At 70.8% G+C, this 24105-nt stretch carries 21 protein-coding genes; 12 read left to right on the top strand and 9 right to left on the bottom strand.

Going from position 1 to position 24105, the window contains the following annotated elements:
• Positions 1 to 242: 242 nt before the first annotated feature.
• The 4 genes from AB4112_RS20390 to AB4112_RS20375 are packed head-to-tail and all read right to left on the bottom strand — an operon-like array spanning position 243 to position 7010.
• Positions 243 to 2324 (bottom strand): hypothetical protein, encoded by a 2082-nt coding sequence (locus AB4112_RS20390; protein WP_309797402.1) that lies wholly within the window; start codon positions 2322 to 2324, stop codon positions 243 to 245.
• Positions 2325 to 5081, bottom strand: a complete 2757-nt coding sequence (locus tag AB4112_RS20385; protein WP_309797404.1) for a DUF4159 domain-containing protein — start codon at positions 5079 to 5081, stop codon at positions 2325 to 2327.
• Positions 5075 to 5989 carry a DUF58 domain-containing protein gene (locus AB4112_RS20380; protein ID WP_309797407.1) on the bottom strand — a complete coding sequence of 305 codons (915 nt, stop codon included), beginning with the start codon at positions 5987 to 5989 and terminating at the stop codon, positions 5075 to 5077. Before AB4112_RS20380 ends, AB4112_RS20385 begins: the two co-directional genes overlap by 7 nt.
• Before the next feature lie 7 nt (positions 5990 to 5996).
• Complete coding sequence (locus tag AB4112_RS20375) at positions 5997 to 7010, bottom strand: AAA family ATPase (RefSeq protein ID WP_309797409.1); 1014 nt, start codon at positions 7008 to 7010, stop codon at positions 5997 to 5999.
• Positions 7011 to 7064: 54 nt separating this feature from the next.
• On the opposite strand from AB4112_RS20375, the gene AB4112_RS20370 reads away from it, so the two are divergent.
• From AB4112_RS20370 to AB4112_RS20345, 6 genes are all read left to right on the top strand, one after another.
• Positions 7065 to 7643, top strand: coding sequence for a DUF1285 domain-containing protein (locus tag AB4112_RS20370; RefSeq protein WP_309797411.1), 579 nt, complete (start codon positions 7065 to 7067; stop codon positions 7641 to 7643).
• Complete coding sequence (locus AB4112_RS20365; RefSeq protein ID WP_309797413.1) at positions 7640 to 8278, top strand: CoA pyrophosphatase; 639 nt, start codon at positions 7640 to 7642, stop codon at positions 8276 to 8278. The genes AB4112_RS20370 and AB4112_RS20365 overlap by 4 nt, the downstream gene beginning before the upstream one ends.
• Complete coding sequence (locus tag AB4112_RS20360) at positions 8275 to 9489, top strand: CCA tRNA nucleotidyltransferase (RefSeq protein WP_309797415.1); 1215 nt, start codon at positions 8275 to 8277, stop codon at positions 9487 to 9489. The genes AB4112_RS20365 and AB4112_RS20360 overlap by 4 nt, the downstream gene beginning before the upstream one ends.
• Before the next feature lie 40 nt (positions 9490 to 9529).
• Complete coding sequence (locus AB4112_RS20355) at positions 9530 to 10381, top strand: alpha/beta fold hydrolase (RefSeq protein ID WP_309797417.1); 852 nt, start codon at positions 9530 to 9532, stop codon at positions 10379 to 10381.
• Between the two features lie 146 nt (positions 10382 to 10527).
• A complete protein-coding gene (gene gfa / locus AB4112_RS20350) occupies positions 10528 to 11103 on the top strand; it encodes an S-(hydroxymethyl)glutathione synthase (RefSeq protein ID WP_309797419.1) in 576 nt (191 codons plus the stop codon).
• Between the two features lie 151 nt (positions 11104 to 11254).
• Entirely contained in the window at positions 11255 to 12862 is a 1608-nt protein-coding gene (locus tag AB4112_RS20345) for an FMN-binding glutamate synthase family protein (RefSeq protein WP_309797421.1), read from the top strand.
• A gap of 240 nt (positions 12863 to 13102) precedes the next feature.
• On the opposite strand, the gene AB4112_RS20340 is transcribed toward AB4112_RS20345, so the two are convergent.
• The 4 genes from AB4112_RS20340 to AB4112_RS20325 form a co-directional block, all read right to left on the bottom strand.
• The gene (locus tag AB4112_RS20340) at positions 13103 to 13537 is read right to left on the bottom strand and encodes a hypothetical protein (RefSeq protein WP_441722622.1); all 435 of its coding nucleotides are present in this window, start codon (positions 13535 to 13537) and stop codon (positions 13103 to 13105) included.
• A 47-nt stretch (positions 13538 to 13584) separates the two neighbouring features.
• Positions 13585 to 14214 carry a DJ-1/PfpI family protein gene (locus AB4112_RS20335; RefSeq protein WP_309797426.1) on the bottom strand — a complete coding sequence of 210 codons (630 nt, stop codon included), beginning with the start codon at positions 14212 to 14214 and terminating at the stop codon, positions 13585 to 13587.
• Positions 14215 to 14627: 413 nt separating this feature from the next.
• On the bottom strand, positions 14628 to 15506 hold the full coding sequence (hemF, locus tag AB4112_RS20330) for an oxygen-dependent coproporphyrinogen oxidase (protein ID WP_441722619.1): 879 nt from the start codon (positions 15504 to 15506) through the stop codon (positions 14628 to 14630).
• Positions 15507 to 15582: 76 nt separating this feature from the next.
• Complete coding sequence (locus AB4112_RS20325) at positions 15583 to 16044, bottom strand: tRNA (cytidine(34)-2'-O)-methyltransferase (RefSeq protein ID WP_309797430.1); 462 nt, start codon at positions 16042 to 16044, stop codon at positions 15583 to 15585.
• Between the two features lie 186 nt (positions 16045 to 16230).
• On the opposite strand from AB4112_RS20325, the gene petA reads away from it, so the two are divergent.
• The 6 genes from petA to AB4112_RS20295 all read left to right on the top strand — a co-directional run bounded on the left by petA (position 16231) and on the right by AB4112_RS20295 (position 22070).
• A complete protein-coding gene (petA, locus tag AB4112_RS20320) occupies positions 16231 to 16815 on the top strand; it encodes a ubiquinol-cytochrome c reductase iron-sulfur subunit (protein ID WP_309797431.1) in 585 nt (194 codons plus the stop codon).
• A gap of 25 nt (positions 16816 to 16840) precedes the next feature.
• On the top strand, positions 16841 to 18121 hold the full coding sequence (locus tag AB4112_RS20315; RefSeq protein WP_309797433.1) for a cytochrome b: 1281 nt from the start codon (positions 16841 to 16843) through the stop codon (positions 18119 to 18121).
• A 2-nt stretch (positions 18122 to 18123) separates the two neighbouring features.
• On the top strand, positions 18124 to 18939 hold the full coding sequence (locus AB4112_RS20310; RefSeq protein ID WP_309797435.1) for a cytochrome c1: 816 nt from the start codon (positions 18124 to 18126) through the stop codon (positions 18937 to 18939).
• 91 nt (positions 18940 to 19030) lie between these two features.
• The gene (locus AB4112_RS20305; protein ID WP_309797436.1) at positions 19031 to 20740 is read left to right on the top strand and encodes an acyl-CoA dehydrogenase family protein; all 1710 of its coding nucleotides are present in this window, start codon (positions 19031 to 19033) and stop codon (positions 20738 to 20740) included.
• Positions 20737 to 21297: a DUF924 family protein gene (locus tag AB4112_RS20300; protein WP_309797438.1), complete on the top strand. Its 561-nt coding sequence runs from the start codon at positions 20737 to 20739 to the stop codon at positions 21295 to 21297. Before AB4112_RS20305 ends, AB4112_RS20300 begins: the two co-directional genes overlap by 4 nt.
• Entirely contained in the window at positions 21297 to 22070 is a 774-nt protein-coding gene (locus tag AB4112_RS20295; protein WP_309797439.1) for a VOC family protein, read from the top strand. The genes AB4112_RS20300 and AB4112_RS20295 overlap by 1 nt, the downstream gene beginning before the upstream one ends.
• On the opposite strand, the gene AB4112_RS20290 is transcribed toward AB4112_RS20295, so the two are convergent.
• The gene (locus AB4112_RS20290; RefSeq protein WP_309797441.1) at positions 22067 to 23431 is read right to left on the bottom strand and encodes a peptidoglycan DD-metalloendopeptidase family protein; all 1365 of its coding nucleotides are present in this window, start codon (positions 23429 to 23431) and stop codon (positions 22067 to 22069) included. The two genes, AB4112_RS20295 and AB4112_RS20290, sit on opposite strands and share 4 nt — an antisense overlap.
• Between the last annotated feature and the right edge of the window lie 674 nt (positions 23432 to 24105).

Here is a 24105-nt window from a genome sequence, read left to right as displayed (position 1 = left end):
CGGGCGGCGGCCCTGCCCATCCATGCATGGGAACGCGCCTCGCCGGCGATCTGCCGTCCGCCAACGATAAGGACCGCCTTGTGATCAAAAGATGTCATGGCCCGACGGAAGAGCTACGGCTGCAACAAGCTGCAGAGCGGTCGCCGGGCCCATCACCGGACCTGGCCCGACGATCGATCGGATTATCGGATAATCCTACGCTTCCTCGCCGATGGCGACAATGCCGGCACCAAGAGCGGGCGCTACCGCCCCTCGCGTCGCCAGGCCGCCATCAGCCCGCCGAGGCCCAGGAACAGGGCGACGAGCGGTGGCAGCAGCGGCGTCTCGGTCATGCCGGTGACGGTGTAGTCGCCGTTGCCGCGCAACCCGATCCAGCCGGTGCCCGCGGCGGCACGGTCCGGCCGGGTGCGGCGGATGCTCGGCACCCCGTCGGTCGCCAGCCAGGCGACACCGCCGCCGCTGGTCTCGGTCACCGGTGCCAGCTTGTCGGGCACGGCGCGCATGTCGCTCAGCTCCGGCGGGTTCAGCGTGCCGACCACCGCCAGGGCGGTCTTGTCGCCGTCGCTGACGCGGTAGATGCCCGGCCCCTGGGCGGTGAGGCGGCCGGTGTAGAGGCCGGGCGTGGCCTCGGTCAGCGCCAGGCTCTGGGTCTTGCCGTCGGGATCGGTCACGGTCACCGGCGGGTTGCTGCGGTCGAGGCTGCGGCGGTGGATCTCGATGCGCTGGCCGGCGGCCTCTGCCCGCAGCACGTTCTCCTCCAGCTCGGGCTCGCGCATCAGCCAATGCGCCAGGCGGCGCAGCAGCTCGGCCTGTGGGCCGCCGCCCTCGAAGCCGCGGCTCCACAGCCAGATCTGGTCCGACGCCATCTGCGCCACCCGGCCCTCGCCGACCCGGTTGAGGATCAGGAGGGGCCGGCCGCCCACCCCGGTCATCACCACGTTGCCGCCATGCGGCACCACGTCGATCTGGCGGAACCAGCGGCCCCAGCTCGGCCCGCCGCCCGGCCCGTCGGTGGCGCCCTGCAGCGTCGCCGTCACCGGATGGCGCTGGCCGAGTTCGGTGACGGTCGGGCGGTAGCCTTGCTCCAGCACCTCGCCGGTCGGTTCGGCCGGCAGGATGTTGCCGATCGGGGTGCGGTACAGGCTCAGGGGTTCGGCGAAGGCCTCGCCGGAGACCTCGAGGAAGGCGCCGCCCTCCTGCACGTAGCGGGCGATGTTGCCGAGATAGAGGTTGGGCAGCACCCCCATCCGCCGGTAGCGGTCGAAGATGATGAGGTCGAAATCCTTGAGGTTGGTCTCGAACAGCTCGCGGATCGGGAAGGAGATCAGTGAAAGCTCGTTGATCGGCGTGCCGTCCTGCTTCTCCGGCGGGCGCAGGATGGTGAAGTGGACGAGGTCGACCGACGGGTCGGACTTCAGGATGTTGCGCCAGGTTCGCTCGCCCGGATGCGGCTCACCCGACACCAGCAGCACGCGCAGCCGGTCGCGCACGCCGTTGACCACGATGGCGGCGCGGTTGTTGGCCTGGCTCAGCTCGCCCGGCAGGCCCTCGACCGCGAATTCGAACACGGTCGGCCCACCATGGTCGAGGCGGAAGGTCACCTGGGTGTCGCGCCCGACCGGCAGCTGCAGCGCCTCCGGGGCGCCGGCGTCCTTGGTCGCGGTCACGGTGGCGACGGCACCGGGTTCGCCCTTCGGCAGGTCGTCGACCCGCAGGGTCACGGTGACGTCCTGGCCGACCAGGCCGAAGCTCGGCGCCTGGGCGACCACGATGCGGCGGTCGATCTCGTCCTTGCGGCCGGTCAGCAAGGTGTGGACCGGGCCGAAGGCGGTGCGGGCCGCCGGGTCGGTCGGCACGTCGTGCACCTGGCCGTCGGTGACCAGGATGGCGCCGGCCAGCCGCCGCCGCGGCACGTCCGCCGTGGCCGCGCCCAGCGCTTCGAACAGCCGGGTCTCGTCCAGCGAGGCGTTGGCGCCCTCGCCGACGGTGACGAAGCGGGTGTCGAGGTCGGGGAAGGCGGCCAGCTTGGTGCGCAGCTCGGCCACGGCCGAATCGATCCGGGCCGGGCGGTCCTCGATCTGGTCCGAGGGCGAGCGGTCGACCACCACCACCGCGACGTCGTGGATCGGGTCGCGCTTCTCCTCGACCAGCGACGGGTTCAGCAGCGCGGCCGCCAGCATGGCGGCGGCCAGGGTGCGCCAGCCCAGCCCCGGGGCGCGGCGCCAGGCGCCGACCAGCAGGGCCAGCACGGCCAGCCCCAGCAGCGGCCCCAGGACGATCCAGGGCAGCAGGGGTGAGAGGGCGACGGAGGCGGCGTCGGTCATCTATTGGCCCAGCCGTTCCAGAATCGCCGGGACATGCACCTGGTCCGACTTGTAGTTGCCGGTCAGGGCGTACATCACCAGGTTGACGCCGAAGCGGAACGCCATCTCGCGCTGGCGCTCGCCGCCCGGCACCACCGGCAGCATCGGCGTGCCCCCGGCATCGATCGCCCAGGCGCCGGCCCAGTCATTGGCGCCGATGATGATGGTCGACACGCCGTCATTGACGGTGGCGTCCCCGGTCTCGACCCACAGGTCTCCGCCGGCGTAGCGGCCCGGGAAATCCTGCATCAGGTAGAAGGCGCGGGTCAGGATGTGGTCGGGCGGCACGGGTGTCAGCGGCGGAATGTCGAGGCCGCGGGTCAGCTCGCGCAGCTTCTGGGCGCCCGGGCCGGCTAGGGCGCCGCCACCCCCGACCGCCTGGTCGCGGGTGTCGAAGAAGATGGTGCCGCCGGTGCGCAGGAAGGCGTTCAGCCGGGCGATCGCGGCATCGGACAGCGCCGGCTGGGCCGTGGTCACCGGCCAGTACAGCAGCGGGAAGAAGGCCAGCTCGTCGCTCTCGACATTGACCCCGACGGCGCCCTCGGCGTTGACCGAGGTGCGGTCGCGCAGCACCTGGGCCAGGCCCTCCAGCCCGGCCTGGCTGACGCTGTCGACATCCTGCTGCCCGGTCTCGACATAGGCGAGGCGGACATGGTTGGCCATGGCGATGATCCGGGCGTCGTCCTGGGCCCGCGCCGGCGCCGGACCCAGCAGCGACGCGGCGGCGAGGCCGGCGACCAGGACCGAGGCGACGGTGGTGCGCCGCGGCGGCGTCAGCAACCCGCGCATGACCAGGGCGATGATGCCGTCGATGATCAGCAGCGCCATCGCCGCACCGAAGATCCAGGGCCGCAGGTCGACCTCCACCGGGGCTTGGTAGCTGGACACCGTGACGCCCGCGGGCAGGTCGGGGAACGGCTCCAGGCTGGTCACGGCGGCTCCCAGATTAAGGGCGCGGCGGTTGTCCTCGGTGCCGTAGAAGCCGGGCGGATGCTCCGGTCCCGGCACGGTGGTGGCGAAGGCGGGGCCGGCGATCGGCAGCGCCAGGGGCGGCGGGGGGATCAGCCGGCCATAGCCGTCCAGCACCCGCACCGGCGGCAGGCTGGCCTGGCCGCTGTCGCCGCCGACGCCGCTGCCCAGCGCCACCACGCGGCGCAACATGTCGACGAACAGGCCGGAGAAGGGCAGGTTCGACCAGCCTGGGCCGGCGGTGGTGTGGATCAGCACCAGCCAGCCGCGGCCGCGCCGCTCGGCGGTGACGATCGGGGTGCCGTCGGTCAGCCGGGCCCAGGTCTTGTCGGCCAGGTCCGGCGACGGGTCGGCCAGTACCTGGCGCTGGATGCGGATGTCCGATGGGATGGTCAGGCCCTGGAACGGGCTGGCGGCGTCGAACGGCGCCAGCGGCATCGGCTCGGTCCAGGACATGGCGCCGGACAGGGTGCGGTCGCCGAAGCGCAGCGGCACCGGCACCAGCGCGTCCGGGTTGGCGGCCAGGATCGGCCCGGCAAAGCGGATCAGGGCGCCGCCGCCCTCCATCCAGCGGTCGGCGGCCTCGCGGTCGGCGTCGGAGGACAGTGCCCCGTCCGGCAGCAGCAGCGCCGCCAGCCGGTCGGTCGGCTGGGTGCCGCCCAGCAGCTCGGCGACACTGCCGCGGCGGATCTCGGCGAAGGGCTCCAGCGCCCGGTCCAGATAGTAGCTCTCGGTCAGCAGCGGCTGGGCCCGCGCGGTGTCCTGCGGCGTGGCCAGGCCGACCGGGCGGCGGCGCCAGCGCTCGTCGACCAGCACCGTGGCCCCGGCCGTGGCCTCGCTCTCGATCGAGACCGAGGCGATGGCGTTGCGCGCGGCCGACGGCAGGTCGAACCGGGCCTCGGCCTGACGCTGCCCGGCGGCGAAGCGCAGCTCGGTCCGGGCCAGCGGCCGGCCGTCCTCGGCCGTGGCCCGCAGCACCAGCGGCACGTCGCCGACGGCGGTGGCGCGGCGGACCGGCACGGTCAGGGCGGTGTCGACCACCTCGGGCGTCCCGACCAGATGCGCCAGGTCGAAGGCCGGCGGGGTCAGGACCTCGAGGCCGCCGAAACGCTGCAGCCGCGCCGCGAAGTCGCGGACGCCGGCCGCATCCTTTTCGGTGGTGATGCCGTCGCCGGCCCAGACGACATGGGTGCCGCCGGACAGGCGCAGCGCGTCGACCGCCTTCAGCGCCGCGGCCCGGTCGGTCGGCCAGGGGCTGGGAGCCAGGCCGTCGATCACGCCGCGCGCCTCGCCGGGACGCAGCAGGCGGCTGACCGCGACCGGCTCGCCCGGGGCGGTCGGCGCGGTGGGCAGCAGCAGCAGTTCGCGGCCGGCCCGCTCGGCCTTGTCGACGGCGGCGCGCAGGGCGTCCTGGCGCTGCGGCCAGGCCTTGCCGGCGGCCCAGCCGTTGTCGACCACCAGCAGCACCGGGCCGTTGCCCGGCAGCGCCGCGGCGGGGTTCAGCACCGGATGGGCCAGGGCGACGATGATCAGCGCGGCCAGCGCCAGGCGCATCACCAGCAGCCACCAGGGCATCCGCTCCGGCGTCTCCTCCTGGGCGTCGAGGCCCAGCAGCAGGCGGATCGCGGGGAAGCTCAGGCGGCGCGGCGCCGGCGGGGTGACCCGCAGCAGCCAGTAGATCACCGGCAGCAGGATCAGCGCCGCCAGGATGGCCGGGGCCAGGAACACGAGCGCGCCGAGGATCACCATCTGGCCCTGCCGGTCGTGGCCCCGGACATGATCGCCCACAGGCCCAGCAGCGCGGCCTCGGGCGACCGGTCGGTGCGGTGGATGGCGAAGCTCCAGCCGGCGGTCCTGGCGATCGCGGCGAGACCGTCCTGATGCGCCGCAAGGCGGTCGCGATAAGCGTCGCGCACCGACCGCACCCGCGGGATCAGCGCCGACTGGACCTCCTCGATGCCTTCGAAGCGGATGCGACCCTCGAAGGGCAGCGTCGCCTCGGCCGGGTCCAGGATCTGCAGGATGTGGCCGCGGACGCCGCGTGCGGCATAGGCCGCGACCGACTGCCCGATCTCCTCCAGCGGGGCCAGGCAGTCGCTCAGCAGCACCATGGCGGCGTGGCGCGGCACCCGCAGCTCCCACGGCACCGCCTTGGTGCCGTCATCGGGCGCGGAATGGTCGAGCGCCGCGGCGAGGCGCAGCAGGTTGGCCCGCCCGGTCGCCGGCGGTGCCCCGCCGCCGATCAGCGCCACCCGCTCGCCGGCGCGGTTGAGCAGGGAGGCGAGGGCCAGCAGCAGCACCTCGCCGCGCTCGCGCTTGGTCGGCAGGGCGTTGGAGGAGCGGTAGTCCATCGAGGGCGAGGCGTCGCGCCACAGCCAGGCGGTCTGCACCGCCGCCCATTCGGTCTCGCGCTGGAACAGGCCTTCGGTCTTGCCCGACTGGCGCCAGTCGATCCGGCCGACCGGTTCGCCCGGCTGGTAGCGGCGGAACTGCCAGAAGCTGTCGCCGACCCCGACCCGGCGCCGCCCGTGCACACCCTGGGCCACCGTCGCGGCGATGCGGTCGGCGGCGACCAGCAGGGGCGGCAGCGTGGCCGCCAGCGCATCGGCGGCCTTGCGCCGCGCAGCGCCGGTCAGGGGCGGGGGGGCGAGCGCCATCGCGGCCTCAGCCGAGACGCGCGACCAGCCGGTCGATCACATCGGTGATCGTCGCGCCATCCGCGCGCGCCGCGAAGGTCAGGGCCATGCGGTGCTGCAGGATCGGATGGGCCAGCGCCGCGACGTCGTCGATCGACGGCGACGGGCGGCCGGTCAGCAGGGCGCGGGCGCGGCAGGCCAGCATCAGCGACTGGCTGGCGCGCGGGCCGGGGCCCCAGCCGACCATGCGCTGAACCTCGGGCAGGTCGGTCGAATCGGGCCGGGCGGCGCGAACCAGCGACAGGATCGCCTCGATTACGGTCTCGCCGACCGGCAGGCGGCGCACCAGGCGCTGGGTCCGTTGCAGCGAATCCGGGCTCATCACCGGCTCGATCTGGGCCTCGGCGACGCCGGTGGTGGCGAGCAGGATGCGCCGCTCGGCCGCCAGGTCGGGATAGCCGACATCGACCTGCATCAGGAAGCGGTCGAGCTGTGCCTCGGGCAGCGGGTAGGTGCCTTCCTGCTCCAGCGGATTCTGGGTGGCGAGGACATGGAAGGGTTCGGGCAAAGGCAGATACCGGCCGGCGATCGACACCCGGTGCTCCTGCATCGCCTGCAGCAGCGCCGACTGGGTGCGCGGGCTGGCGCGGTTGATCTCGTCGGCCATCAGCAGCTGGCAGAACACCGGGCCGGGCAGGAAGCGGAAGCTGCGGCGCCCGTTCTCGGCCTCCTCCAGCACCTCGGAGCCGAGGATGTCGGCCGGCATCAGGTCCGGCGTGCACTGCACCCGCCGCTCCTCCAGGCCCAGCACGGTGCCCAGTGTCTCGACCAGCCGGGTCTTGGCCAGGCCGGGCAGGCCGACCAGCAGGACGTGGCCGCCGGCCAGGATGGTGATGAGGCTCTGGTCGATCACCTCTTGCTGGCCGAAGATGACCCGGCCGATCATGGTGCGCACGGCGGACAGGCGTTCACCCGCCGCATCGATGTCGCCGGGCGTGGCCGGCGTGTCGAGCTCGGGCGAGGACGAAACGGTCGTTTGCATGGGCGGGCCGCTCTGCCGGTGGTCTGACGGATCTATTGCAAGAGTATGGCGGAATTGAGCGAAGACGAGTCGAACAAAACGCAGGCGGGCAAAACGTCGCCGGGTCAGACTCCAGCCCCCGCGGCCGATGTCGGCGCTGCGCTGGCCGGGGCCCGGCGCGATCCGACCGCCGCCGACGAGGCCTACGACATCCGCATCGGCCGTGACGGCACCTGGTACTATCATGGCGGCCCGATCCGCCGGATCGCCCTGGTCAAGCTGTTCGCCACCGTGCTGCGACGCGATGCCGCCGGGGACTACTGGCTGATCACGCCGGCCGAGCGCGGGCGGATCACGGTCGACGACGCGCCCTTCGTCGCCGTGGCGGTCGAGGCCGAGGGTTCCGGCGAGGACCAGGTCCTGACTTTCCGCACCAATCTCGATGTGTTGTGCCAGGCCGGGCCCGACCACCCGATCCGCGTCGCCTTCGCCCCCGACACCGGCGAGCCGTCGCCCTATGTCCACGTCAAGGACGGGCTCGAGGCGCTGCTGACGCGCCCGGTGTTCTACGAGCTGGCCGACATCGCCGTCAGCCATGACGGCCGGATGGGGGTGTGGAGCCATCGGATCTTCTTCCCGCTGGACCAGGCGTGACCGCGGAGGGCCCCTCGGCACCGGTCGATCTGGACCGGCTGCGGCGCTACCGGCCGAGCCAGTCACGTAGCGACCATGGTTCCGGCCCGCGCGGCGACCACGACCTCAACCCGGACCTCAAGCCGCTGGCGGCGCTGCGGCCGGCCGCGGTGCTGGTGCCGATCATCCGGCGGCCGGACGGCGACACCATCCTGCTGACCCTGCGCACGCCGCACCTGACCGCCCATGCCGGGCAGATCAGCTTTCCCGGCGGCGGCATCGACCCCGGCGACCCCGACCCGCTGTCCGCGGCGCTGCGCGAGACCGAGGAGGAGATCGGGCTGACGCGTGACCGGGTCGAGATCGTCGGCCGGCTCGACACCTATGTCAGCCGCACCGGCTTCGAGATCCATCCCTTCGTCGGGCTGCTGGTGCCGCCCTTCGAGACCGCGCCCGACCCGTTCGAGGTGGCTGAGATCTTCGAGGTGCCGCTGGCCTTCATCCTGGCCCCCGGCAACCCGAAGCTGCACCGCATCACCGTGCAGGGGGTCGAGCGGCAGTACTACGCCTTCCCGTATCGCGACCGCTATGTCTGGGGCGTGACCGCGGGCATCCTGCGCAATCTGCGTGACGTGCTGCTCGGAACCGCATCTTGACCGCCTACGACATGCCCTCGCACCACCTGATGTCGCTGCCGGGCTGGGCCACCGATCCCGCCGCCCGGGCGGTGATCGCCGCCCTGTCGATCCCGGGCTTCGACCCGCGCTTCGTCGGCGGCTGCGTGCGCAACGCCCTGCTGGGCCGTGACGCGGCGGATGTCGACATCGCCACGCCGCTGCGGCCGGAGGCGGTGATGACCGCGCTGCGCAACGCCGGGCTCGGCTTCATCCCCACCGGGCTGGAGCACGGCACCGTCACCGCGCGGTCGGGCGGCAAGAGCTTCGAGGTCACCACGCTGCGGGTCGATGTCGAGACCGACGGCCGGCATGCGGTGGTCGAGTTCACCGCCGACTGGCGGGCCGACGCGGCCCGGCGTGACTTCACCATGAACGCGCTGTCGGCCGAACCCGACGGCGCCGTCCACGACTATTTCGGCGGGGTGGCGGATGCCCGCGAGGGGCGGGTGCGATTCGTCGGCGACCCGGCGCAGCGCATCGCCGAGGATGCTCTGCGGATCCTGCGCTTCTTCCGCTTCCACGCCCATTACGGCCAGGGCGACCCCGACCCGGCGGCGCTGTCCGCCTGCGCCGCGGCGGCGGGCGGCCTCGACCGGCTGTCGGGTGAGCGGGTCCGGGCCGAGCTGCTGAAGCTGCTGGCCGCGCCGGACCCGGTGCCGGTGTGGCAGGTCATGGCCGATGCCGGCATCGCCCGGCATGTGCTGGGTGAGGACGGCGACATCGCACGGCTGCAGGGCCTGGTCCGGGTGGCGCCCGGCGCCGATCCGGTGCTGCGGCTGGCGGCGCTGCTGCGCGGCGATGTGGCGCCGGTGGCCGCCCGGCTGAAGCTGTCAAACGAGGAGCGCGACCGGCTGGCGGGGCTGCGGGCCGATGCCATGGCGGACGCGCCCGACGAGGCCGGGGTGCGGCTGCTGCTGTACCGGCATGGCCGCGGCGGCGCGCGCGACCGCATCCGCCTGGCCTGGGCGGCGGCGCCGAAGCGCCGGAGCTTCAAGCGTGCCTTGGCGGCCGCGGAGAAGGAGCCGGTGCCGACGCTGCCGGTGCGCGGCCGCGACATCGTCGCGCTCGGCCTGTCCGGCCCGGCGGTCGGCCGTGCCTTGGCCGAGGTCGAACGCTGGTGGATCGGCCAGGGCCTGCGGCCGGGCCGGGCCGAAAGCCTGGGCCGGCTGCGCGAGCTGGCCGGAGCCTAGGACGGCCGGCTCGCCCGGGTATCGACGGAGGAGGGGGGAGATGAGCGAGAAGACGGTCAGGGCCGACGGCGTGGAGATCGCGACCGAGGCCTTCGGCGACCCGACCCACTCGCCGGTGCTGCTGATCATGGGCGCCATGGCCTCGATGCTGTGGTGGCCGGACGAGTTCTGCCGGCGCCTGGCGGGCCAGGGGCGCCACGTGATCCGCTACGACAACCGCGACACCGGCCTGTCGACAACCTACCCGCCGGGCGAACCGCCCTACGGGTTCGACGACATGGCCGAGGACGCGATCCGCGTGCTCGACGGCTATGGCCTGCGCCGCGCCCATCTCGTCGGCATGTCGGCCGGAGGCATGATCGCGCAATTCGCCGCGCTGGCGCATCCGGCCCGGATCGCCTCGCTGACCGCGATCAGCTCCACCCCGGTCGGCGTCGACAGGCCGGATCCGCCGGAGACCGCGGCGGCCGATCCCGAGGATGCCGCGACCGGCCCGGCCGTCGACTGGTCGGACCGCGGCCAGGCGATCGACGCCATCACCGGGGACGCGCGCATGATCGCCGGCAGCGCGCATCCGCATGACGCGGCCGCCGCCCGCCGGCTGGCCGAGCGCGACTATGATCGGGCCAGGAATTTTGCCAGCGCGACCAACCATTTCCTGCTGAAGGGCGGCGAGCGGTGGCGGGGCCGCCTGGGCGAGCTGCAGGCGCCGCTGCTGGTCATCCATGGCACGGCGGACCCGATCTTCCCGGTCGAGCGCGGCGCCGCGCTGGCGAATGCGGTGGTGGGGGCAAGGCTGGTCCGCATCGACGGCGGCGGCCACGAGCTGCATCCCGACGACTGGGATCTCATCATCGCCGCGATGGCGGAGCACACGGCGGCGGTGCTTTAGCCCCGAACATTGCGCTCCCCGGGCTGGGCTGACGCCCGATCCCGGCACCAATTCTCATCCGAGGGACCAATAGAGATTTCGTCGCGCATGTCCGAAACTCCCACCGGAACGACCATCCGGGACAACAAACCTCAGGGGAGAACGCTATGAGCGGCCAAGTTTCCATACACCCGGTCGTCGATGGCGGCGTGCGCCGCGGGTCCGGCAGCTTCCAGGGCGGGACGCTGACCTGTGCCTGCACCGACCGTCCCGTCAAAGTGCGCATCGAGGGCGATGTCGCCCACAACCATGCCTGCGGCTGCACCAAATGCTGGAAGCCGAAGGGCGTCGCCTTCTCGATCGTCGCGGTGGTGCCGTCCGACAAGGTGACGGTGCTGGAGAACGGCGACAAGCTGGCGGTGGTCGATCCCAGCGCCCTGATCCAGCGGCACGCCTGCAAGCAGTGCGGCGTCCACATGCACGGGCCGGTCGAGCGCGACCACCCGTTCAAGGGGCTGTCCTTCATCCATCCGGAGCGGTTCGACCGGGACGGCTATGCCGAGCCGGGCTTCGCCGCCTTCGTGTCGTCGATCATCGAGTCGGGCGTCGATCCCAGCACCATGGACGGCGTGCGGGCCCGGCTGCGGGAGCTGAAGCTCGAACCGTATGACTGCCTGTCGCCCGGGCTGATGGACTACATGGCCACCTGGACCGCCAAGCGCTCCGGCGCCTTGCCCGCGTAGCGGCCGTCACCGCCGCGGAGGGCGCCCGGCCGGCGCCCTCCGCGGCGGTGGTTGCCACCGAACAATATCCGGCGGCAGGCCGAGGGTGGATTTGCCGCTTCGGTTCGGCGGCGTATCGTCGGCGGCGAGTCCCGATGCCGCCGAGGTCCCGATGTCCCTGCTGAACCGCTACGTGGCCTTCGGGCTGCTGGTCCTGATCACCCTGGCCACCCTGCCGCTGCTCGGCCAGGTCCACTGGCTGTGGCCGGTGACGGCGGTCGCCGGGCTGCTCAGCCTGCTCGGGGTCTGGGATCTGGTGCAGGCGCCGCATGCGGTGCGGCGCAACTATCCGGTGATCGGCCACATCCGCTACCTCGTGGAGGGCATCCGGCCGGAGATCCGGCAGTACCTGCTGGAATCCGACAACGAGATGCTGCCCTTCTCGCGGGCCCAGCGCTCGCTGGTCTACGCCCGCGCCAAGAACGAGGGCGGGGAAAAGCCGTTCGGCACGCTGCTCGACGTCTACCAGCCGGGCTACGAGTTCATCGGCCATTCCACCCGGCCGGCGCCGGTGGCCGACCCCGCGACCTTCCGCATCACCGTCGGCGGGCCGCAATGCACCAAGCCCTATTCGCATTCGGTGTTCAACATCTCGGCGATCAGCTTCGGCGCGCTCAGCGCCAACGCCATCCGGGCGCTGAACCGCGGCGCCAGGCTGGGCGGCTTCGCCCATGACACCGGCGAGGGCAGCATCAGCCCCTACCACCGCGAGAACCAGGGCGATCTGGTGTGGGAGCTGGGCAGCGGCTATTTCGGCTGCCGCACCGCCGACGGGCATTTCGACCCGGAGCGCTTCGCCGAGCAGGCGCAGAGCGACCAGGTCAAGATGATCGAGATCAAGCTCAGCCAGGGGGCCAAGCCCGGCCATGGCGGCATCCTGCCGGCGCGCAAGGTGACGCCGGAGATCGCCGAGACCCGCGGCGTGCCGGTCGGGCAGGACTGCATCTCGCCGTCCAGCCACAGCGCCTTCTCCACGCCGGTCGAGATGATGGGCTTCATCGCCCGGCTGCGCGAGCTGTCCGGCGGCAAGCCGGTCGGCTTCAAGTTCTGCCTCGGCCATCCCTGGGAGTTCATGGGCATCGTCAAGGCGATGCTGGAGACCGGCATCCTGCCTGACTTCATTGTGGTCGACGGCGCCGAGGGCGGCACCGGCGCGGCGCCGGTCGAATTCACCGACCATATCGGCGTGCCGATGCGCGAGGGCCTGCTGTTCGTCCACAACGCCCTGGTCGGCGCCAATCTGCGCAGCAAGATCCGCATCGGCGCCGCCGGCAAGGTGGTCAGCGCCTTCGACATCGCCAGCCTGCTGGCGATCGGCGCCGACTGGGCCAATGCGGCGCGCGGCTTCATGTTCGCGATCGGCTGCATCCAGTCGCAGAGCTGCCACACCAACCGCTGCCCGACCGGCGTGGCCACCCAGGACCCGTTGCGCCAGCGGGCCCTGGTGGTGCCGGACAAGGCCGAGCGGGTGCGCAGCTTCCACCGCAACACCCTGAAGGCCCTGGCCGAGATGCTGGCGGCGGCGGGTCTGGAGCACCCCTCCCAGCTCGGCCCCCACCACCTGGTGCGGCGGACCGGCACGGCCGAGGTTCGGTTGTTCTCCCAGCTGCATTACTTTGCCAAGCCGGGCGAACTGGTCGACGGCGAGTCGAAGAGCACGCTGTACGCCGACAGCTGGAACCTCGCCCGGTCCGACAGCTTCGATCCGAAGCCGGTGTAGCAGCAGCCGGTGTAGCCGCCGGGGCCGGGCCGCAATTCCGACGCGTCGCGCGGCAGTATCTTGAGGGCTTCCGCTTCGGCCCGGTGGGGTGGCGCATGTCCCGGTGCTGGTGCCCGGCCCGCTGTACGGCGCGCCGGATCGACGCCGTGGTCATCGGCGCCGACCGGTCGCGCTTCGTCCGCCTGAGCTTCGCCCCGCGGAAATAGTGCCGGCCGGACCCATGGTCCGACCGGCCTGATGTCACCCCTTGTTCAGCACCGCGACGAAGCTGGCGGTGTAGCCGGCCGGCCTGCCGTTGTGCGGCTTGACCCGGACGATCGACCCGACCAGGGAGGGGACTTGGTCGATCCCCTCCGGCCATGTGTAGGGCAGGCAACCGTTATAGCCGTATTCCCAGCCGTCGGTGGAGGTGCCCTGCCGGCCGTAGCCGACGATGGCGAAGGCCACGGGCATGTCGGGGCTGCCTTCGATCATTTTGCCCTTTAGGTCCATGCCGCCACCGTCCCAATCGAGCAGGCCGGCGAAGTCGACATTATTGAGCGGCCGCAGCAGCAGCGCGGCCTCGGCGAAGATCAGGGCGAGCGCCTTCTTCGGGTCGTCCCCGACCTGCACGGGATCGTTGTTGAAGCTGCGATAGGTCCACTTGCCGGCAATGTCGGAGCTTGAACGGGCCATCGGGAAATCTCCTTCGGTTGAAAATGCAGTTGCGGAAATGACGGGCCCTACCAGGAGAACATGCAGTTTGCCGGGGCCTTCAGGTCGCTGCGGAACGGCGGCTTCGGGTAATACTGGATGGTGCGCTGGACCTCGCGCGCCGCGTCATCTCCCTTTAACAGCCGGACGAGATGTAGCGATTCGTCGAGCCCGGACGAGATGCCGCCGCCGGTCAGGCGGTTGCGGTCTTGGTGGAAGCGCGGAAATCCCTTCACGACGGAGACCTTGTCGAACTCCTTCAGGCACGGGATGAATGCCCAGTGCGTGGTGGCGTGGTAGCCGTCGAGCAGCCCGGCGGCCGCAAGCAGCAGGGCACCCTCACACACCGAGCAGACCCAGCCCGCATGCGGGCCGATGCGACGCAGGAAATCCAGGACGTCGCGCGGCTCCTTTCCGCTCATGATCGGCGCCAGCGCCTTGGGATCGCCGCCGGGGACCCAGAGGATGTCGAGCTTCTTCGTGTCGGCGAACCGATGCGTGGCCAGGAAGCGAAAGCCGTCGCGCGTCACGATCGGCTCCTCGGTCGAGCCGGCGAGCAGCCGCACCTCGACATCCGGGCCCACCCATTTGAACACCTCGTGCGGTGCGGTGACGTCGAGCAGATCGACCTGCTGGTAGACGGGAATCCCGACGATCATCCGGTGACCTCCACGGAATGCGCAGGCTGCGGCAGACGAGGTCTGGCACCAGAGCAACAGGATCGTCTGGAGGGGGCAGCCAAACTGACGAAGCCACAGCGCGACGACGAAAATTAGTCGCTTCTCAAAATTGCCCAACGGTCGATGTCAATTGCACACAGGGGCACGAATAGTGAAATCAGATGTGCGATCCACAATTATCGGGTCGTGAATTCAGAACAAAATGCCCGGGGAGAATAATCCCACGTGATCGAAATTGCAATTCTTCAAAGAGATCGTTTGGAAACGCGCTGGTGTGAGTCGGCTGGTGGTGGCTTCGAGAACCGGAGCGCAGCGGACATGCTCGTCCGTAAGCGCCGGAAGCGGAGAAGCCGCCGCGAGACGGCCGCACCAGTAGCGTTTACAGGCGGTCTCTAAGGCCAGGTCACCATCGGCGGCAGGGACATCAGGATCGCCTCGGTGTTGCCGCCGGTCTTCAGGCCGAAGGTGGTGCCGCGGTCGTAGAGCAGGTTGAACTCGACATAGCGGCCGCGGCGCTGCAGCTGATGGGCACGCTGCGCCTCGGTCCAGGGCCTGTCCATGTGGCGGCGGACGATGCCGGGATAGCAATCCAGGAAGGCCAGGCCGACATCGCGGGTGAAGGCGAAATCGGCGTCCCAGTCACCGGTGTCGAGATTGTCGAAGAAGATGCCGCCGACGCCGCGCGGCTCGTCGCGGTGCGGCAGGTAGAAATACTTGTCGCAGGCCTCCTTGAAGCGCGGGTGGTACGCCGGATCGTGCCGGTCGCAGGCCGTCTTCAGCGCGGCGTGGAAGTCCCGGGTGTCGGTCTCGTCGGGCACCATCGGGGTCAAGTCGGCGCCGCCGCCGAACCAGCCGATCGAGGTGACGATGCGACGGGTGTTCATGTGCACCGCCGGCACCAGCGGGCTGTGCAGATGCGCCACCAGGCTGATGCCGGCCGCCCAGAACCGTCCGTCGCCGGCGGCGCCCGGGATCTGCGCCCGGAAGGCTTCGGAGAATTCGCCGTGGACGGTCGAGATATTGACCCCGACCTTCTCGAACACCCGGCCGCGCATGGTCGACATCACACCGCCGCCGCCGCCCGGCCGGTCCCAGGCACGGCGCTCGAATCGGCCGGCCGGCCGGCCGGCGAACGGCCCGGCATGGTCGTCCTCGATCGCTTCRAAGGCGGCGCAGATCCGGTCGCGCAGCTCGGCGAACCAGGTCGCGGCCTCGGTCTTCTGCGCCTCGACTCGCTGCGGATCGGGGGCGGCGGGCGATGTCGTGCTCATGCGGCGGGCCTTCACGGGTGGGCGGGCACCTTAGCGGGGGCGGGAAGGGGCGGGAATCGGCGTTTCAGCCGCAGGCCTATCTCCGAGCGATCATAGATAACGTGGTCTGGCGAATCGCCTCACCCAGCACCATCGCCGCCGCGGTGGCGACGTTGATCGAGCGGGCCTCGGGCCGCAGCGGGATCACCAGCCGGGCCCCGGCCGCGTCATGCACCGCGTCGGGCACGCCGGCGCTTTCGCGCCCGACCATGATGCGGTCGTCGGCGGCGAAGGCGAATTCGGTATAGGGCTGCGCCGCGCGGGTGGTCAGCAGCACCAGGCGGCCGGCGTGGCCGGCCTCGGAATAGCGCCGCCAGCTGGTCCAGCGGGTGAGGTCGAGGAAATCGGCATAGTCCATGGCGGCGCGCCGCAGCCGCCGGTCGTCGATCAGGAAACCGCAGGGTTCGATCAGGTCGACGGCGACCCCGAGAGCCGCCCCGAGGCGCAGCATGGTGCCGGTGTTTTGCGGAATATCCGGCTCATAGAGGACGAGGCGCATGAATTCCCGTTGCGGCGACTGGTCGATATTGGTTCTAGCGAATTGCCAGGGTCGGGTCGGCATTGTATAGACCCGGGGCCGCCTTCTGCCAGGGATGCGGCGCCCTGTCCCGTTGCCGAAGCCAGCCTTCGACGCGGGTAATGGGTAACAACAAGGTCGAGCAGCTACCCAAGGACCGTTGCAGCGATGTCGGACACCACCCTCCAGGGCGCACCCGGCCCGAGCCACACGCCGTCTGGCCACCATGCTTCCGGGGAGGGGGGCACCCGCCGTGACTTCCTGTATCTCCTGACCGGCGCGGTCGGCGCGGTCGGCGTGGGCAGCGTCGCCTGGCCGCTGATCGACAGCATGAACCCGTCGAAGGACGTGCTGGCCCTCGCCTCGGTCGAGGTCGACCTGGCGCCCGCCGCGGTCGGCCAGTCGCTGACGGTGAAGTGGCGCGGCAAGCCGGTCTTCATCCGCCACCGTCCGGAAGACCAGATCAAGGCCGCCCAGGACGTCGATCTCGGCGTGCTGCCGGACCCGCAGCCCGACTCCGCGCGGGTGCAGAAGGCGGAGTGGCTGGTGGTCGTTGGCGTCTGCACCCATCTCGGCTGCATCCCGCTGGGCCAGAACCCGGGCGACAACCGCGGCCCCTACGGCGGCTGGTTCTGCCCTTGCCACGGTTCGATCTACGACACCTCGGGGCGCATCCGGCAGGGCCCGGCGCCGGCCAACCTGGTCGTGCCGACCTACGCCTTCACCACCGACACGAAGATCAAGATCGGCTGAGCCGCTCGTTCCGGAGACTACCCTCATGGCCCATGGCTCGAACGGCTCGGCTGAGTCGACCTTCCAGAACCCGGCGATCCGTTGGATCGACGCGCGGCTGCCGATCTTCTCCATGCTCTCCAAGGAGTATGGCGAATATCCGGCGCCGCGGAACTTCAACTACCTGTGGAACTTCGGCGCCATCGCCGGGATGATGCTGGTGATCATGATCGCCAGCGGCCTGTTCCTGTCGATGCAGTACACGCCGCATGTCGACTTCGCCTTCCAGTCGGTCGAGCGCATCATGCGCGACGTCAACTACGGCTGGCTGTTGCGCTATATCCATGCCAACGGCGCGTCGATGTTCTTCATCGCCGTCTACATCCACATCTTCCGCGGCATGTACTACGGCTCCTACAAGTCGCCGCGCGAGCTGGTGTGGATCTTCGGCGTGGTGATCTTCCTGCTGATGATGGCCACCGCCTTCATGGGCTACGTGCTGCCCTGGGGCCAGATGAGCTTCTGGGGCGCCACCGTCATCACCAACCTGTTTTCGGCCATCCCGCTGGTCGGCGAGAACATCGTGACCTGGCTGTGGGGCGGCTTCGCAGTCGACAATCCGACGCTGAACCGCTTCTACTCGCTGCACTTCCTGATGCCCTTCGTGATCCTGGGCGTGGTCGTCATCCATATCGGCGCGTTCCACGTCACCGGCTCGAACAACCCGTCCGGCATCGATCCGAAGGGCCCGCAGGACACGCTGCCGTTCCACCCGTACTACACGGTCAAGGACAGCTTCGGCATCGTCGTGTTCCTGGTCTTCTACGCCTTCATGGTGTTCTTCATGCCGAACTTCATGGGGCATGCGGACAATTACATCCAGGCCAACCCGCTGCAGACGCCGGCGCACATCGTGCCCGAATGGTACTTCCTGCCGTTCTACGCGATCCTGCGCTCGATCACCTTCAGCCTGTTCGGCATCCCGGCGAAGCTGCTGGGCGTCATCGCCATGTTCGGCGCCATCGCGGTGCTGTTCGTGCTGCCCTGGCTCGACACCAGCCGCGTCCGCAGCACCCGCTTCCGCCCGGTCTACCGCTGGTTCTTCTGGCTGCTGGTGATCTCGGTGATCGGCCTTGGCTATGCCGGGTCGCAGCCGCCGGAAGGGCCGGCCGTGGTGATCGGCCAGGTCGGCATGGTCTACTACTTCCTGCATTTCCTGGTGATCCTGCCGATCCTGGGCAAGATCGAGCGGCCGCTGCCGTTGCCCCGTAGCATCAGCGAATCCGTCCTCGGCCCGTCGGCCGCTCCGAACACGGTGAAGGCGTGACCATGCCGCTCTTCGACAAGATCATGCTGAAATCCGCCCAGCTGAAGATCATCGGCGCCGCCGCTGCCGTGGTGCTGTCGCTCGGAACCATCGTCCCGGCCGCCCAGGCGGCCGAAGGCGAGGCCGCCCCGAAGGAGCAGAACTGGTCGTTCGGCGGCTTCTTCGGCACCTTCGACCGGGCCTCCGCCCAGCGCGGCTTCCAGGTCTACAAGGAGGTCTGCTCGAACTGCCATTCGATGAAGCTGATGTACTTCCGTGACCTCACGGGGCTCGGCTTCAACGAGAACGAGGTCAAGGCGATCGCCGCCGAATACAAGGTCGCCGACACCAACGACGCCGGCGAGCCGATCGAGCGCACCGCACTGCCGGCCGACCCGTTCCACAACCCGTTCCCGAACGACAAGGCGGCGGCTGCGGCCAATGGCGGGAAGACCCCGCCGGACCTGTCGCTGATGGCCAAGGCGCGCGGCGAGGGTGGCGAGACCGATGGCCCGAACTACATCTACGCCTTCCTCACCGGCTTCCATGACGCGCCCGAGGGCTTCAAGGTCCCGGACGGGTTGAACTACAACGCCGCCTTCCCCGGCCATGTCACGGCGATGCCGAACATGATTACCGACGACGCCGTCACCTACACCGACGGCACCAAGGCGACGCATGAACAGGAAGCCTGGGATGTCGTCAACTTCCTGATGTGGACAGCCGAACCCTCGCTCGAGGACCGCAAGCACATCGGCATCAAGGTGATCCTGTTCCTGATCGTCTTCGCCGGGCTGCTCTATGCCGTGAAGCGCAAGGTCTGGGCCAACGCCCATTGAGCTGCCCTGCGGCGGCAATGATCCTGGACGAGGCGGCGCTTGCGCCGCCTCGTGCTATTTTGGGCCGGTGCTTTTCTCGGAGGCTGCTGTCATGGATCGGATCGAGACCCGGCCGCTGGACGCCCCGCCCGCGGTGCGCGGCCTGAACCTCTTCACCCGCGACCGCGACCTCATCCGCCGCCTGGTGCGGCGCAGCCCGGACCTGCTGCCCCGCTTCGGCGACCGGCTGGCGGAGTTCGGCGCCTGGGTCGGCGACACCGTCGAGGCCCAGGCCGACTACACCAGCCGGCACGCGCCGCCGCGGCTGGAGACCCATGACGGCCAGGGCCGGTCGACCAGCCGGGTGGTGCTGAACGCCGAATACCGGGCCTGCCATGCCGAAGCCTATTGCCGCGGCATCATCGGCCTGGCCTTCGGGTCCGAGGTGGGTGGGCCGGGGCGGGCGCCGCATCTGCTGTCCTTCGTCATGGGCGGCGTGCTGTCCCAGGCCGATGTCTCGCTGCATTGCCCGGTGACCCTGACCGGCGCCGTCGCCTGGGTGCTCGACCGGCTGGCGCCGGATGCTGTCCGCGCCGACTGGCTGCCCCAGCTCGCGCGGATGGACGGGCAGGCCCTGACCGGCGGCACCTGGGCGACCGAGCTGCATGGCGGCACCGATGTCGGCGCCACCACCACGGTGGCGGAGCCGGACGGATCGGCCTGGCGACTGACCGGCCTCAAATGGTTCACCAGCAACGCCGGCGCCGGGGTGGCCCTGGCGACCGCCCGGCCGCGCGGCGCACCGGACGGGGCCCGCGGCCTAGGCTGCTACCTCGTGCCCTCGGCCCTGCCCGACGGCACGCCGAACCGGCTGCATGTCCGCCGGCTGAAGGACAAGATCGGCACCCGTGGCCTGGCCACCGGCGAAACCGTGCTCGACGGCGCCTGGGCGCTGGAGGTGGCGCCGCCACCGCATGGGCTGAAGGCGATGCTCGAGGCGCTGGAATACAGCCGGGTGCACAACGCCTTCGGCGCCGCCGGGATGCATCGCCGCGCCTTGCTCGAATCGCTGGCCTGGACCAGCCACCGCACGGTCGGCGGCACGCTGCTGCGGACGACTCCGATGATGCGCGACGCGCTGCTCGACCTCGCCGCGACCCAAGAGGCCGCGGCCGCGCTGGCCTTCGAGGCCGCCGAGGCGTTCGAGGCGCCGGGCGAGGATCCGGCGGTCGAGGGCTGGCGCCGCGGCGTGGTCGCCCTGGCCAAGTACTGGACCGCAGAGCAGGCCACCGTGGCTGCGGCCCGGGCGGTCGAGATCGTCGGCGGCAACGGCTACACCGAGGAATGGCCGACCGCCCGGCTGTACCGCGACGCCCTGGTCACCGCGGTGTGGGAGGGGCCGGCCAATGTCCAGGCGCTGGAGTTCCTGCGCGCCACCATCGGTAAGCTGCCGGGCGATCGGGCCTTCCTCGACCGGGTCTCCGGCATTCTCGACGCCGCGCCGGCCGCCCTGGCGGGAATCGCGGCCCAGCTGCGCCCGACGCTCGACTCGTGCCGCGCCGGCTTCGCCCATCTGCGGGCTCGGCCGGAGGATGGGCCGCGTCTGGCCCGCAAGCTGCTGCAGCCCGCGGCGAAACTACTGGCCGCGGCGCTGATGCTGGAGGAGGCCGTGGCCGATCTCGCCGCCGGCGACCGGCGCAAGGCGCTGATGGCCGACCGATTCGCCCGCCGGCTCGATCCGGTCGCGGGGCTGGACCTGGCCGAGGATCCGCTGCATGCCGTCTTCGACGACGCCATCGGCTACGGAGTGTGCCCGGCATGACCCTTCTGTCCGTCGCTGCCAGCGACGTGCTGTCCTTCTGGTTCCAGCCGTCGGGCAAGGAGCGCTGGTTCGGCGGCGATGCCGGCTTCGATGCCGAGATTCGCGCCCGGTTCCTCACCCTGCATGAGGAGGCCGCGGCCGGCCGGCACGACGATTGGGGCGGGACGCCGCTCGGCGCCGTCGCGCTGTGCATCGTGCTCGACCAGGTCCCGCGCAACCTGTTCCGAGGCACGCCACGCGCCTTCGCCACCGACGCCCGGGCGCTGGCGACCGCCAAGGCGGCGGTGGACCAAGGTTTCGACCGCGATCCGTCGATCGGCGAGGACCACCGGCTGTTCCTGTACCTGCCCTTCGAGCACAGCGAGGACCTGGCCGATCAGCATCGCAGCGTCGCGCTGTCGGCCGCGGGGTTGAGTGATCCGGAATATGTCGACTACGCCCGGCGCCATCTCGCGGTGATCGAACGCTTCGGCCGCTTCCCGCACCGCAACCCCATTCTGGGGCGGGACAGCACACCGGATGAGGCGGCGCATCTGGCCGAACATGGGGGCTTCTGATGCCGGCGATCACCGGGCTCGACCATGTCATCCTGGCGGTCGCGGCGCTGGACCAGGCGCGTGACACCTGGCGCCGGCTCGGCTTCACCGTGACGCCGCGGGGCCGGCACATCGGCTGGGGCACCGCGAACTACTGCATCATGCTGGCCACCGACTATGTCGAGCTGCTCGGCGTGCTCGACCCCACGCAGTTCGACAACGGCCTGGGCGAGCGGCTGGCGGGGGAGGGCGAGGGCCTGCTCGGCATCGCGCTGGCGACCGGATCGGCCGATTCGGCGGCGGCGGCTTTCGCGGCGGCCGGGGCAGGGGCGGAGCCGCCGCGCCATCTCGCCCGGCTGCTGGACCTGCCCGACGGCCCGGTGCAGCCCGCCTTCCGGCTCGCCCATCCGGCCCGGCGCGACGCCTTCGGCCTGCCGCTCTTCGCCTGCGAGCACCGGACGCCGGAGCTGCTGCGCCGGCCGGAGTGGGAGCGCCACCCCAATGGCGCCACCGGGATCCTCGGTCTCGACCTGGCCGGGCCGCTGACCGAATCGGCGGCCGCGGCCTGGGCGGCGCTGGACGGAGCGTCGCGCGACGGCGATTCGGTCGGCGTCGGCGGATTCACCCTCGGATTCGGCGCCGCGCCGGTGCTTCACCTCGCCAGCCGTGACTTGGCGGCGTGCGAGGCCTGCCTGGTCGCGGGCCATGTCGCGCATGTCCGACAGCAGGGTGAGGTGGTGGTGCCGCCTTTGCCGGGAACCGGCCTGACGCTGCGCTTCGCCGAAGCGGCCTAGCCACCGGCGCGGGGATTGGCGGCGACCGGCGCTTGTTCGGTCAGCCGCGTGAACCGGCGGTCGATCTCCTCGATCCGGCGGCGGAACTCGGCGCGGTCGCGGCCCTCCAGTGTGTTGCCGGTCGGCAGGTCGACGCTCAGCGGGTTGACCTGGGCGCCGCCGACCAGCACCTCGTAGTGCAGATGCGGCCCGGTGGCCTGGCCGGTGGCGCCGACATAGCCGATCACCTCGCCCTGCCGCACCCGCGCCCCCTTCGCCAGCTTGGCGAAGCGGCTCATATGGGCATAGGCGGTCGACAGCCGGTTGCTGTGGCGCAGCCGGATATAGCGGCCATAGCCGCGCTGGGTGCCGATGATCTCGACCATCCCGTCGCCGGCGGCATAGATCGGGGTGCCGCGCGCCGCCCCGAAATCGACGCCGCGATGCATCCGGGTGTAGCCCAGGATCGGGTGGCGCCGGGCACCGAATCGCGAGGTCAGCCGCGCCCCGTCGACCGGGGTGCGCAGCAGCAGGCGGCGCACGCTGGTGCCGTCGCGGTCGTAATAGTCGACCGTGCCGTCGCGGCTCTCGAACCGGTACATGGTCAGCGTCTTGCCGGTGAGTTCGAGCCGGGCCATCTCGACCGGCCCGAGTCGGGCGACACTGCCGTCGGCGTTGTGGTCCTGGGAGAACAGCACGGCGAATCGGTCGCCCGGCTGCAGGTCGCGCTGGAAATCGACCGAATAGGCCCAGGTCTGCAGCAGTGACAGCACCACCGCGTCGGGCACCCCGGCGGCGGTGGCGTCGGCATACAGGCTCGATTCGATCTGGCCCTGAACCCCGACCGGCCGGCTCTCCAGCTCCATTTCCGCTTCGCTGCTGCGGAAGCCGCCATCGGGCGCGCGGCGGGCGGTGACGGTGCGGTCGACCTCCGGCATCAGCGTCACCGCCCGCAGCACCCGGTCATGGCCGCGGCGGTCGAAGGTCAGGGTGACCGGCTGGCCGATCTTCAGCCGGGTCGGGTCGTACAGCCCATCGAGGGCGGAGACGGCGGCATGGGCATCGCCCTCATCGACTCCGGCCTCGGTCAGCAGGCCGCCCAGCGTGTCGCCCTCGGCGACCTCCAGTACCTTGCGCTCCGGGCCGCTGCGGCCGCGGCGGGCCAGCAGCCCTTCGGCGACATTCGACAGCATCCAGTCCGACAGCCCGGCCGGCGCCGGGCGCAGCGCCTGATAGGCGATCTGGTCGCGCAGCTCGGACCGCAGCGACGGGGCCTCGGTGGCCGCATCGGCCTCGGGCGGGGATCCGGGGAGGAGGAACGCGCCGATGCCGAATCCGGCCAGCGCGAGAAAGGACAGGGCTGCGATCGGCGCGAGTCGCAATGGGCCGGTCTCCAATGGGGCGGGGTGGGGCGCCGCCCGTTCGGCATGGGCGCGCCCGGATCGACGGCCGAAGATGCGGGACCGGCGGATCGAGGTCAACCGATGGGGCCGTTTTCGCCTGACAAGCGCATGCCCTTGCGCGCGCCCGCGTAGAGAACCATCTAGGTGGGGCTGGACCGGGCCGTACCGACCTGGTCCATCGATGTCAGACGGCCCTTCTGCCTTGCGCGGGAAAGCGCCTCGCGGGGAGAAATCGGTGTCCGCATTTTTTTCGTCACAAAGCGTTTGACAGGGTGTGGTGACCTCCCTATAAACCGCTTCACCGACGGCGACACGGCGGCGAGCGAAAGCGAAGCGGCGGTGACGAGACGGTGGGCCGGATGAAAATTCGGTTGCACTAAGAAGTCGGAGAGATTACATCGTTGCCTCTGCCCTGGCGGGCCGTCCCTTGAAGGGGGAAGGCGCGGCGGGCGGATGCGGCTCTGAAGCTCGGGAAATCGAGTGGTGAGCCACGGATCTTGGACAAGTTGGACGAGAGTGGAGAAGGGATACGCGGCCGGCGGTTTGGTCTCTGGTGGGAGGCACAAACAAGCGGGCGCGGTATCTCGGACGCTAGTAGAGCTATGAGTATCGGATCGGTGCAAGCCGGTTCGGTAGGATGGCTCAGGTGTGAG

Source organism: Inquilinus sp. 2KB_23 (assembly GCF_052115705.1).
Classification (GTDB): domain Bacteria; phylum Pseudomonadota; class Alphaproteobacteria; order DSM-16000; family Inquilinaceae; genus Inquilinus; species Inquilinus ginsengisoli_A.
The sequence above is the reverse complement of the archived record's forward strand: the minus strand, read 5'-3'. Positions and strand labels throughout refer to the sequence as shown.